Source organism: Achromobacter sp. (assembly GCF_036567245.1).
In the GTDB taxonomy this organism is placed as follows: domain Bacteria; phylum Pseudomonadota; class Gammaproteobacteria; order Burkholderiales; family Burkholderiaceae_B; genus Achromobacter.
The window spans coordinates 1-11,472 of the sequence record NZ_DATCUY010000191.1 but is presented as its reverse complement, the minus strand read 5'-3'; the positions used below and the strand labels follow the sequence as shown (position 1 = coordinate 11,472).

Annotated in this window: 8 protein-coding genes; 4 read left to right on the top strand and 4 right to left on the bottom strand. The window is 67.3% G+C overall.

Annotated features, from left to right (window positions below; translation table 11 throughout):
• Positions 1–56 precede the first annotated feature (56 nt).
• The gene (locus VIR09_RS07975) at positions 57–2,285 is read left to right on the top strand and encodes an NADP-dependent isocitrate dehydrogenase (protein WP_332012389.1); all 2,229 of its coding nucleotides are present in this window, start codon (positions 57–59) and stop codon (positions 2,283–2,285) included.
• An 81-nt stretch (positions 2,286–2,366) separates the two neighbouring features.
• Here the strand turns inward: VIR09_RS07975 and VIR09_RS07970 are convergent, their stop codons facing one another.
• From VIR09_RS07970 to VIR09_RS07955, 4 genes are all read right to left on the bottom strand, one after another.
• Positions 2,367–3,008, bottom strand: coding sequence for a VTT domain-containing protein (locus VIR09_RS07970; protein WP_332012388.1), 642 nt, complete (start codon positions 3,006–3,008; stop codon positions 2,367–2,369).
• 74 nt (positions 3,009–3,082) lie between these two features.
• Positions 3,083–4,681: an ArnT family glycosyltransferase gene (locus VIR09_RS07965; RefSeq protein WP_414639402.1), complete on the bottom strand. Its 1,599-nt coding sequence runs from the start codon at positions 4,679–4,681 to the stop codon at positions 3,083–3,085.
• A gap of 206 nt (positions 4,682–4,887) precedes the next feature.
• Positions 4,888–5,685 (bottom strand): ABC transporter permease, encoded by a 798-nt coding sequence (locus VIR09_RS07960; RefSeq protein WP_332012386.1) that lies wholly within the window; start codon positions 5,683–5,685, stop codon positions 4,888–4,890.
• Positions 5,676–6,302, bottom strand: a complete 627-nt coding sequence (locus tag VIR09_RS07955) for an ABC transporter ATP-binding protein (RefSeq protein ID WP_332012385.1) — start codon at positions 6,300–6,302, stop codon at positions 5,676–5,678. The genes VIR09_RS07960 and VIR09_RS07955 overlap by 10 nt, the downstream gene beginning before the upstream one ends.
• A gap of 192 nt (positions 6,303–6,494) precedes the next feature.
• Here VIR09_RS07955 and VIR09_RS07950 point away from each other — a divergent pair, with 192 nt between their 5' ends.
• The 3 genes from VIR09_RS07950 to VIR09_RS07940 all read left to right on the top strand — a co-directional run.
• The gene (locus VIR09_RS07950) at positions 6,495–7,610 is read left to right on the top strand and encodes an efflux RND transporter periplasmic adaptor subunit (RefSeq protein ID WP_332012384.1); all 1,116 of its coding nucleotides are present in this window, start codon (positions 6,495–6,497) and stop codon (positions 7,608–7,610) included.
• A gap of 6 nt (positions 7,611–7,616) precedes the next feature.
• Positions 7,617–10,703: an efflux RND transporter permease subunit gene (locus tag VIR09_RS07945; RefSeq protein ID WP_332012383.1), complete on the top strand. Its 3,087-nt coding sequence runs from the start codon at positions 7,617–7,619 to the stop codon at positions 10,701–10,703.
• 1 nt (position 10,704) lies between these two features.
• Positions 10,705–11,472 (top strand): TolC family protein (locus VIR09_RS07940; protein WP_332012382.1); only part of this gene is annotated, 768 nt, incomplete at its 3' end.

Genomic DNA, 11,472 nt, shown 5'->3' with positions numbered 1-11,472 from the left:
GGCCGCATAGCATGTTCGGGTTTGCGCCTAGCGCCTGCCGAACAGATTCAAGGATCATGTCTCTTACTCCGAAGATTATCTATACCCTCACCGATGAAGCTCCGGCGCTTGCAACCCGTTCGCTGCTGCCCATCGTCCAGGCTTTCGCCAAGCCCGCAGGCATCACGGTCGAGACCCGCGACATCTCGCTGGCCGGCCGCATCATCTCGGTCTTCCCCGACTACCTCGAAGACAGCCAGAAGCTGGGCGATGCCCTGTCGGAACTCGGCGCGCTGGCCGTCCAGCCCGAAGCCAACATCATCAAGCTGCCCAACATCAGCGCCTCGATGCCGCAGCTGAAGGCCGCCATCAAGGAACTCCAGGACCAGGGCTACAAGCTGCCCGACTACCCGGATGCCCCCGCCAACGACACCGAGTGCGACGTCAAGGCGCGTTACGACAAGGTCAAGGGCAGCGCCGTGAACCCGGTCCTGCGCGAAGGCAACTCCGACCGCCGCGCGCCGCTGTCGGTCAAGAACTACGCCCGCAAGCACCCGCACAAGATGGGCGCCTGGTCGGCTGATTCCAAGTCGCACGTGGCCCACATGAGCGAAGGCGACTTCTACGGCACCGAAAGGTCGGCGCTGATTTCGGATGCCGGCGACGTCAAGATCGAACTGACCGCCGCCGACGGTTCCAAGACCGTCCTGAAGGAAAAGACCCCGGTCAAGGCCGGCGAGATCATCGACGCCGCCGTGCTGTCGACCGCCAAGCTGAAGTCCTTCCTGCAAGCGCAGATCGACGACGCCAAGGCTGGCGGCGTACTGTTCTCGGTGCACCTGAAGGCCACGATGATGAAGGTCTCCGACCCGGTCATCTTCGGCCACGTCGTGTCCGTGTTCTACAAGGACGTGCTGGCCAAGCACGCCGACGCGCTCGCGCAAGCCGGCTTCGATCCCAACAACGGCATCGGCGACCTGTACGCCAAGATCCCGTCCCTGCCCGCCGACAAGCAGGCCGAGATCACCGCCGACATCGACGCCGCCTACAAGTCCCTGCCGCAGCTGGCCATGGTGAATTCCGACCGCGGCATCACCAACCTGCACGTGCCCAGCGACGTCATCGTCGACGCGTCCATGCCCGCCATGATCCGCGACTCGGGCAAGATGTGGAATGCCGAAGGCAATCTGCAGGACACCAAGGCCGTGATCCCCGACCGCAGCTACGCCGGCGTCTACCAGGCCGTCATCGAAGACTGCAAGCGCAACGGCGCCTTCAATCCGGTCACGATGGGCAGCGTGCCCAACGTCGGCCTGATGGCCCAGGCCGCCGAGGAATACGGCTCGCACAACAAGACCTTCGTCATCCCCGCCGCCGGCACCGTGCGCGTCACGGACGCCGCGGGCAAGGTCCTGCTGGAACAAGCCGTCGAAGCCGGCGACCTCTGGCGCATGTGCCAGACCAAGGACGCCGCGGTGCAGGATTGGGTCAAGCTGGCCGTGGCCCGCGCCCGCGCCACCAAGACGCCCGCCGTGTTCTGGCTGGACGAGAACCGCGCCCACGACGCGCAGATCATCGCCAAGGTCAAGCACTACCTGAAGGACCACGACACCAGCGGCCTGGATCTGCGCATCCTGAGCCCGGTCGAAGCCACCAAGTTCTCGCTCAAGCGCATCCGCGAAGGCCTGGACACCATCTCGGTGACCGGCAACGTGCTGCGCGACTACCTGACCGACCTGTTCCCCATCATGGAATTGGGCACCAGCGCCAAGATGCTGTCGATCGTGCCGCTGGTGGCCGGCGGCGGCCTGTTTGAAACTGGCGCCGGCGGCTCCGCGCCCAAGCACGTGCAGCAGTTCCTGGAAGAAGGTTTCCTGCGCTGGGACTCGCTGGGCGAGTTCATGGCCCTGGCCGCATCGCTGGAACACCTGGGCCGCAGCTACGGCAACGCCCGCGCCCAAGTGCTGGCCAAGACCCTGGACCTGGCCACCGCCAAGTTCCTGGACGAGAACAAGTCGCCCGAGCGCAAGGTCGGCGGCCTGGACAACCGCGGCAGCCACTATTACCTGGCCCTGTACTGGGCCCAGGCCGTGGCCGCGCAGACCGACGACCGCGCACTGGCGACCCTGTTCGCGGCGCCGGCCCGCGCGCTGGCTGACGGCGAGGACAAGATCCTGGCCGAACTGAAGGCTGCCCAGGGCAAACCCGTCGACATCGGCGGCTACTACCAGCCCAACGAAGCCCGCGCCAGCGCAGCCATGCGCCCCAGCGCCACGCTGAACCAGGCCCTGGCCTCGATCGGCTAAACGCCTGCCGCGCAACACGGCGGCAACAAAAAGGCCGGCAGCCCCTGGGGCTGCCGGCCTTTCTCATTGTGCTTGCCCCTACTACTGCGATTCGCGATGGCGCAACTGGCGCACCTGCAGCAACTGGAGCGCGACGGGAATCAGCGACAGGCCGATGATGATGAGCGACACCCAGTGCAGGTTCGCCCGCACCCAGGAGATCGAGCCCAGCCAATAGCCGGCCAGCAGCATCGACGAACACCACAGCACACCGCCGATGAGGTTGTAGGCATAGAACGTGCGGCGCGGCATCTGCGACAGGCCGGCGACAAACGGCGCCAGCGTACGCACGATGGGCACGAAGCGCGCCACGGTGATCGTCATGGCGCCGTAGCGGGCGAAGTACGTCCGGGCGCGCGCCATATGCTCAGGCTTGACCCAGCGGCTGCGGGCGAGCCGCTGGCCCCAGGAGGACGACCCTATCGTGTAGTTCAGCGCGTCGCCGGCAATGGCTGCGGCGGTAATCGCCGCCAGCGATATGGCGGGATCGATGCCAGCCAGCCCGAGGAACGCCCCTGCGGCGAACAGCAACGAGTCGCCAGGCAGGAACGGCATCACCACCAAGCCCGTCTCCACGAAGATGACGGCGGCGATGATCGCGGTTCCCAGGACCCAATTCTGCGCCAGCAAGGCCATCAGGCCATGCTCGCTGGTCAGCCAGGAAAATATGTCGGGAATGCTCATGGTCGGATCCAGGATGCTTGATGGCTTGCAGCCATCCGGGGAACGCGGACCGCAAGTCGCGGCCCCGCATGACGTCAGGGTTTGGGCGGGAGCGGCGTGGCTTGGCTCGCGGCCGGCAGGCCCGCGCACATGCGCTGACGGAACGCCGCGTCGATATCAATGCGCCATATCGTCCGCTTATCGCTGGAGAGCCGTGGCGTCACGCCATTAAGCACGGCGTATCTGCCGGCATCGTCGTCCCGGCCCCAGATCCAGAAGCGCGAGCCTTCGGCCGCCCCGCACATGCGCACGGGCATGTCGTCGGCTCCGATCAGCACGCGCTTGCCCATGACCGGGTCGAACTGCGCCGCATCGTACAACTCCTTGCGCCAGTTATCCCGCGTGGGAATCTCCGGATTGCTCCAGTCGTCGACGATCCAGGCAGGCTCCCGGGCCTGGGTATAGAAACCCAGGTCGAAGGGTAAAACATGCAGCGCCATGTGTATGTCTTGCGGCTGCATTTCCTGGCGCAATTCGGCCGTCAGCGGCCCGGCGCTGCCGCGCGGATTCGTCGCGGCGACGATGATGGCGGCCAGGCAGATGACGACAGACACCCCGGCGCCGATCCAGGCGCCGCGCCGCTTGCCGGCCGCCCAGGCCGGCGCCACCCGTTCGCTGATCAGAAAAGCCAACGGCGGGAACACCGGCAGCACATAGCCGATGAGCTTGGAATGCGGAATGGAAAAGAACACGATCACGACCGCCATCCAGATCGCCATCAGGCGCCGCAGGCCCTGCGGGTCGGACTCGCGCCAGTACGCGGGTTTGAACAGCGATACGCCCCAGATCGACCACGGCAGCGACAGCCCCGCCACAATGGGCAAATAGAACCAGAGCGGCTGCGCGTTGTTGAAGCCGCCCTGCGAGAAGCGTTCGAACTGCTGGTAGACGAAGAAATACTGATAGAAGCCGGGATAGCGCAGCTCCATCAGCCAGAACCACGGCACGGCCACCGCCGCGAAGGCCAGCAAGGCCGGCACCCACAGCAAGGCGCGCACGCCCGGCCAATCGCGCCGCAACAGCAGCCAGGCCAGCACGATGGCGCCAGGCAGAGCCAACCCGATCAGTCCCTTGGCCAGCACCGCCAACGCCGCCAGCACGCCCGTGGCCACCGACATGGCGCGGAATGGCTGTCCGGCGGCGCGCCGCAAGGCGGTATCGGCCGCGGCCAGCACGCACAGCGTGATCATGCTGGCCACCAGCATATCCATGTTGGCGAACTGGGCCGCGCCGAAGAACAGCGGCATCAACCCCAGTATCACCAGCGCCCAGCGCCCCTGCGCGGCATCGCGGTAGCGCGACACGAAGGCATAAAGTCCGGCGCCCGCACTCCAGGCGCCCAGCAGCGACGGCAGCCGTGCGCTGAATTCATTTACCCCGAACAGGGCGTAGCTGATCTGAGCCAGCCAGTAATACAACGGCGGCTTGTGGAAGTACGGCATGCCGTCAAGCAAGGGCACCATGGGCGAGTTGCTGCGCAGCATCTCCCAGGCCACGCCCGCGTAGCGGCCCTCGTCGGGCAGGGTCAGCCAGCGCGCCCAGGCCAGCGCGCCCAGCCACAAGGCCAGGACTGCCAGCACCAGCCAGCCCGGCAAAGCGCTGCGGCGGGTCGTGGGCGCCAGGGATGCCGTCATCGAAACGCTCATGCCCGGCGCTCCCGCAAGGCGCGCGCAAGAAGGCGGCGCAGGCTGGAGGCAGGCTGCTGCGGGGGCGCCGCGGAACGGGAAGCAAAAGGCATGGGGATCCGGAAAAGGTTCAGGAAAATGCAAGATTGCGCGCAGTATCGCCAAGCGCGCGTCAAGCTTTCATGAAATTTCCGGAAAAAATGCGCCTGGAATTGCTATCCGGGATGCAGCCGGTCCAGCCTGAGCCGCCCGCGCTCGTCCGTCAGCCGGCGCATCGCGCCATAGGCTGCGGCCATGGCGGCCATGCCGCTGGCGCCGCACAGCAGGAACATCAGCAGGATCTGGTACTTCGCGGCCTCTATCGGATCCATGCCGGCAATGATCTGCCCGGTCATGATGCCCGGCAGCGTGATGATGCCGGCCGCCGACATCTGGTTGATGCTGGGCACGATGCCGCGCCGCACGGACTCGCGCAGCAAGGACGAAAATGCCTCGTGCGCCGTCGCCCCCAGCGCCAGCCGGGCTTCGATCGCCAGCTTCTCCCGGCGCACGCCCGACAGTACGCCATCCAGGGCCAGGCTGGCGGCGTTAAGGACGCTGCCCAGCACGATGCCGATGAGCGCAATGGTGTAGCGCGGGTCGTACCAGGGGTCCGGGCGCAGCGCCGTGCTCAGGATGAACAACACGGTGATGACCGTGGTTCCCGCCACCGCCATCGCGCCGACCCAGCCGTTGCCCCGCTGCGTCAGCCTGGCCTTGGGGCGCGCGGCAACCTCCCTGGCAGCCAGCGCCATCATCACCGCCACCACCAGCGCCGTCAGCCAGGGCGCCGCGTGCGCGAACACGATGCGCAGGATATGGCCGACCAGCAGCAGTTGCACCACCGTGCGCAGCGCCGCCCACAGCACCTGCCGCTGCAGGTTCAAGCGCAAGGCGAAGGAAATGCCGGCGCTGAGCAGCACCAGCACGGAAGCAATGGCCAGGTCCGTGGCCTGCAGCTTGATCACGTCCATAGCGGCTCCAGACTGCCCTGTTCCATGCGCCAGGAGCGGCGCGCCAGACGCTCGGCCTGGGCCGGACTGTGCGTCACCATCAGCACCGCCGCGCCGCCAGCCAGATAGCGCCGCAGTTCCTCTTCGACCCGGTCCGTAGCCGCCTGATCCAGCGCGGCGGTAGGCTCATCCAGCAGCAGCACGCGCGGCGCCAGCGCCAGCGCGCGCGCCAGGCCCAGGCGCTGGCGCTCGCCCGTGGAAAGTTCATGCACCAGCGCGTCCAACTTGTCCGCCGACAGCCCCAGGCGCTCCATGATGGCCAAGGCGCGGGCGTGGTCTGTGAAATGCGGCGCCACCCGGTCGTCCCACCAGCCTGCCTCGGCCTGGCAATAGATGACCTGGCGGCGCCACTCGTAGCCCCGCATGCCCGAGCGCAAGCTGCCGTCGAGCAAGGCTTCGCCATGCCCCGGATCGAGGTCGGCCACTTGGCGCAGCAACAGGGATTTGCCCGAGCCCGAAGGACCCATGATCGCCGCGCATTCGCCAGGGGCCAGATCCAGGCTTACCGGGGAAACGCGTTCGCTATACAGGCCGCGCAGCGTGAGCAGCGGCCGCGGTTCGGAGTTACGGATTGGCATGGGTACGGATCTTAGACCGCAACTGCGCAAACGCCGGCATGCAGGCTCGCGCGCCATTCCGCAAAGAGGTGAGAAAAACTAAATCCATAACGGAGAACTTATCGTTTCCCCACGCGAGAGTGCCTCCCTACCATTGCGGGTCTTGCCACCTGCGCATTTAGCGCAGCTACATTGACTCTACGTATGGGCCTCATGTCTCAGAACCCGAACCCAGCGCCGCCGCGCACTGCCCGCCGCAAACTGGCCCTGACCGCCACGCTTGTTCTTGCCGCCATCGGCGGTCTCTACCTCTACGACACGCAACGCAAGGCCGCAACCGCCGCCCAAGCCGCGTCGGCGGGTGACGCCGCACCCATTCCCGTGCTGGTGGCGCCCGCCCGGGTCGGAACGCTGTCCGCTACCTTGCAGGCCATCGGCACCGTCGTGGCGGAACAACAAGTGCTGGTGGCGCCCGAGGTCGCGGGGCGCGTCACCGCCATCCATTTCGCCAGCGGCCAGCAGGTCGCGGCCGGACTGCCGCTGGTGCAGATCAACGATGGCCCGGTGCGCCGCGAGCTCGAGCGGCATCGCGCCTCGGCCGCGCTGGCCCAGGCCAACCTGGAGCGCGCCAAGCGCCTGCTCGGACAAACCCTGTCGCGCGCCGAGTACGAACAGCACGCGGCGCTGCACGCCGAAACCAGGGCCCAGGTCGCACAGGGAGAAGAAGACCTGGCCCAGCGCCTGGTACGCGCCCCGTTCGCGGGCACGCTGGGGCTGAGGCTGATCAATCTGGGCCAGTACGTCGAGGCGGGCACGCCTATCGCCACCCTGACCGATACCCGTCTGCTGCATGTGGATTTCACCGTGCCGGACCGGCACGCCGCCGCATTGCGGCTCGGACTGGACGTGTCCGTCGGCGACGACGGCGGCGGCCAGGCGCCGCTGGCGGGCAAGGTTACCGCGATCGATCCACAGATCGACGCCGGCAACCGCGCGCTGCGGGTCCGCGCCACGCTTGCGCCGGACGCGGCTGGCCGCCTATGGCCCGGCGCGTATGCCCGAGTCAGCGTATCGCTGCCCGCCAGCACCGCCACGCTCATCGTGCCGGCCGAAGCCGTTCAAAGCACCCTGTCCGGCGTAACGGTCTACGCCGTGCGCAAAGACGACCCTGCGCGCGTCCGGCTCGTATCCGTGCAGACCGGCGCGACCCGGGACGGCCAGGTCGCGCTGTCGGATACGGATCTGCGCGACGGCGATCTGGTAGTCATCGCCGGCCAGATCAACCTGCACGACGGCGCCGCCGTCCGTCCGCGCCTGGCGGGAGAGTAAGACGCCATGTCATTCACCGACTTCTTCATCCGCCGCCCTATCCTCACCACCGCGTTCGCCCTGCTGATCGCCCTGGTCGGCATGCGCGCGCTGCTGGACCTGCCGCTGCGCCAGTATCCGCGCATCGAAAGCGCCGTGGTCACCGTCACCACTGAATATCCGGGCGCGTCCGCGGACCTGATGCAGGGCTTTGTCACCGCCACGCTGGCGCAGGCCGTCGCCACCACGCAAGGCGTGGAATACCTGAACTCCTCGTCCGAACAAGGGCGCAGCACCATCAACGCCTACCTGCGCTTGAACGCGAACTCAGACACCGCGCTGACCGAGGTCCTGACCAAGGTCAACGAAGTGCGCTATCTGCTGCCCGAGGACGCCTACGACCCGGTGGTCGTGCGGCAGTCTCCCGGCGCCATCGGGGTGGTCTACGCCGGATTCACCGCGCCTGCCGGCCAGCCCCTGACGGGCATCACGGACTACCTGATGCGCGTGGCCAAGCCCATGCTGAGCACGGTCGACGGCGTTGCCGCCGTGAATGTGCTGGGCGGACAGGCGCTGTCGATGCGCATCTGGCTAGACCCTCTGCGCATGGGCGCCCACGGCATCACGGCCGCTGATGTCGAATCGGCGATCCGGGACAACAATTACCAGGCGGCGCCAGGCCAATTGCGCGACGCGCTCGTCGTGACGAATGTGCGCGCCGACACCAGCCTGGATAGCGTCAAGGGCTTTCGCGAACTGGTCGTCAAGCGCGGCCCCAGCCTGGTGCGGATGGAAGACATCGCCACCGTCGAGATCGGCGCGCAAAGCCGCAACCAGATCGCCGGCATGAACGGCGAACCCGCCGCGTACCTGGAAGTGATGGCCACGCCTGGCGGCAATCCGCTGGACATTTCCCGCGAGGTCCGTCGGATTCTGGCCGGACTGGACCTGCCCGACGGCGCCAAGATGGCGATTCCGTACGACGTCACCGTCTTCATCGATGCCGCGATCGGCAATGTGCTCGGCAAGTTCGGCATTGCCAGCCTGGAAGTGGTGCTCGTGATCTTCATCTTCCTCGGCTCGCTGCGCGCGGTGGCCGTGCCGGTGCTGAGCATTCCGCTATCGCTGCTGGGCGCGGCGGCAGCCATGCTGGCGTTCGGCTTCAGCCTGAACCTGCTGACCTTGCTGGCCATGGTCCTGGCCATCGGCCTGGTGGTGGACGACGCAATCGTCGTGGTGGAAAACGTCCATCGCCGCATGGAGGAAGGCGAATCGCCGCTGGATGCCGCCATGAATGGCGCGCGTGAAATCGTCGGGCCCGTGCTGACCATGGCCGCCGTGCTGGTTGCGGTCTACGCGCCGCTGGGATTGACCGGCGGACTGACGGGCGCGCTGTTCAGTGAATTTGCCTTCACGCTAGCCGCGGCTGTGATGGTATCCGCCGTGGTGGCACTGACCGTGTCTCCCATGGTGGCCTCCAGGCTGATGCGCCGGCAGGCGCCCGGCCGCTACGCGCGGGCGGTGGAGCATGCGACCGCCAGGCTGGTGGGCGCCTATGAGCGCGCGCTGGAGCGCATGCTGCGCGACACCCGGCCGGTACTGCTGGCCGGCGCTGGCGTGCTGCTCAGCCTCCCTCTTCTGTTCAACGGCTTGCAGTCGGAGCTCGCCCCCGCGGAAGACCAGGGGGAAATCATCGTGGACATGAAAGGCCCCCAAGCCAGCAGCCTGGAATTCCTGGAGGCTGAGGCCAAACGGGTCGAGGCCGCGCTGCTGGCCCTGCCGGAAGCCGCTACCGTGTATATGGTGTCCGGCGCGGGCGGTGCGCTCAACAAAGGCTGGGCTGGCGTCATGCTGAGCCCGTGGGTAGCACGGGACCGCAGCGCCGAAGCCATCATGGCCGACCTGCAGGCGGCCTTGCCGGGCATCGAGGGCATTGCGGGCTCCGCCTTCCTGCCGCCGCCCCTGCCGGGCTCCGTCGGCGGCTTTCCCGTGCAGTTCGTGCTGTCTTCCCCGGCCGGCCATCGGGCGGTCCATGACGCCATGGACAAGTTGAAAACGGCGGCGCGCGCCAGTGGGCAGTTCGCCTTCGTGGATTCCGACCTGACCTTCAGCAATCCGACCACGCTGGTGCGGATCGACCGCGCCAAGGCGCACGACCTGGGCCTGAGCATGAAAGAGATAGGCGACACCCTGGCGCGTCTGGTCGGCGAGTCCTATGTCAATCGCTTCGGCGCCCAGGGCCGTTCCTACGACGTGATTCCCCAGGCGCCGCGCAACCTGCGCCTGAACGCCGAGTCCCTGGACCTGTTCCATGTCAGGACCGCCACCGGCGGACAAGTACCGCTGTCCACCGTGGTCTCGCTGGAGAAAGGCGTCGAGGCCAATGCTCTCACGCAGTTCAATCAGCTGAACAGCGCCACGCTGGTCGCGATCCCCGCGCCCGGTGTGCCACTGGGTCAGGCGGTCGCCTTCCTGCAGGCCGAAGCCGCCAGTCTGCCAGCGGGATTCCAGACCAGCTTCCTGGGCGAATCGCGGCAGTATCTGCAGGAACAAGGCGGCTTTGCCCTGACGTTCGCCTTTGCGCTGGCCTTCATTTTCCTGGTGCTGGCCGCCCAGTTCGAGAGCGCCCGCGATCCGCTGCTGATCCTCACCACGGTGCCGCTCGCCGCCTGCGGCGCGCTGGCCGCCATGTTCTTCGGCTACGCCACGCTCAACATCTACACCCAGATCGGGCTGGTCACGTTGATAGGTCTGATCACAAAGCACGGCATCCTGATCGTGGAGTTCGCCAACCTTGAGCAGCGCCTGAGGGGACTGGACCGCGTCCAAGCGGTGCGCGCGGCCGCGGCCACGCGAATCCGCCCCATCCTGATGACGACGGCCGCCATGGTCGGCGGCCTGATGCCGCTGCTGTTCGCCAGCGGCGCCGGCGCGGGCAGCCAGCGCGCGATCGCCACAGTGCTGGTGGCCGGCTTGCTGGTGGGCACGCTGTTCACGCTATTCGTGCTGCCTGCCGTCTACGCGCGGTTCGGACGCCATCTTGTCGCTGCCGGTACGCCCACCGGGCCGGACCGCGGCGCCGACCAGACCTCCGCCTTGCTGGGAAATCCATAACATGACCTCTGCCATGACTCATTGCGCCATGCGCTTCGGACTGACGTTGTCGGCGCTGGCGCTGGCCGGCTGCTCGTTGCGACCGGCGCATGCCCCCGACACCGGCCCGATCCCGCCCGCTTACAAACATGCGCGCGCGGAATCGGCGGGATCCTGGACAACCGCCCAGCCAGCCGACGACGCGCTGCGCGGCGACTGGTGGACCCTGTTCCAGGATCCCGCGCTCAACGCATTGCAATCCGCCGCGCAAGACGCCAATCCCACGCTGCAAGCCGCTTATGCGCGGTTGCAGCTTTCGCGCGCCCAGCACAAACGGGCGCAGTCCGCGCTGTTTCCCCGGCTGGACGCGGGCTTCGGACCGACTCGCCAGCGGGAGTCTCCAGCGTCTTACAGCGAACGCGACGACGGGCCAGCCTCGACCCGGACCCTATGGCGCGCCGAGGCCGCGGTTGCGTATGAGGCCGATCTGTTCGGCCGCGTCTCCTCGACCATAAGCGCTGCGTCGGCAGAGCAGGCTCGTAGCGGCGCGCTGTACCGGCTGACACTGCTGGCCTTGCAGGCCGACGTCGCCGACACCTACTTCCTGATCCGGGAGCTGGATACCCAGCACCGCATCTATCAACAAACACTGGCCTTGCGCGAACGCGGCTTTGCGTTGAGCCAGATGCGCTTCGAGGCGGGCGACGGCGGCGAATTGGAGCTCGAGCGCGCGCGCGGCGAACTTGAAGCGGCGCGCGCCGATGCCTTGGGCGCGCAACGCCTGCGCGCC

Bases quoted from the DNA above. Each gene is read 5' to 3' on its own strand.
- VIR09_RS07945 (WP_332012383.1), top strand. From the start codon at position 7,617: ATGTCATTCACCGACTTCTTCATCCGCCGCCCTATCCTCACCACCGCG.
- VIR09_RS07960 (WP_332012386.1), bottom strand. From the start codon at position 5,685: ATGGACGTGATCAAGCTGCAGGCCACGGACCTGGCCATTGCTTCCGTG.
- VIR09_RS07970 (WP_332012388.1), bottom strand. From the start codon at position 3,008: ATGAGCATTCCCGACATATTTTCCTGGCTGACCAGCGAGCATGGCCTG.
- VIR09_RS07965 (WP_414639402.1), bottom strand. From the start codon at position 4,681: ATGACGGCATCCCTGGCGCCCACGACCCGCCGCAGCGCTTTGCCGGGC.
- VIR09_RS07950 (WP_332012384.1), top strand. From the start codon at position 6,495: ATGTCTCAGAACCCGAACCCAGCGCCGCCGCGCACTGCCCGCCGCAAA.
- VIR09_RS07975 (WP_332012389.1), top strand. From the start codon at position 57: ATGTCTCTTACTCCGAAGATTATCTATACCCTCACCGATGAAGCTCCG.
- VIR09_RS07955 (WP_332012385.1), bottom strand. From the start codon at position 6,302: ATGCCAATCCGTAACTCCGAACCGCGGCCGCTGCTCACGCTGCGCGGC.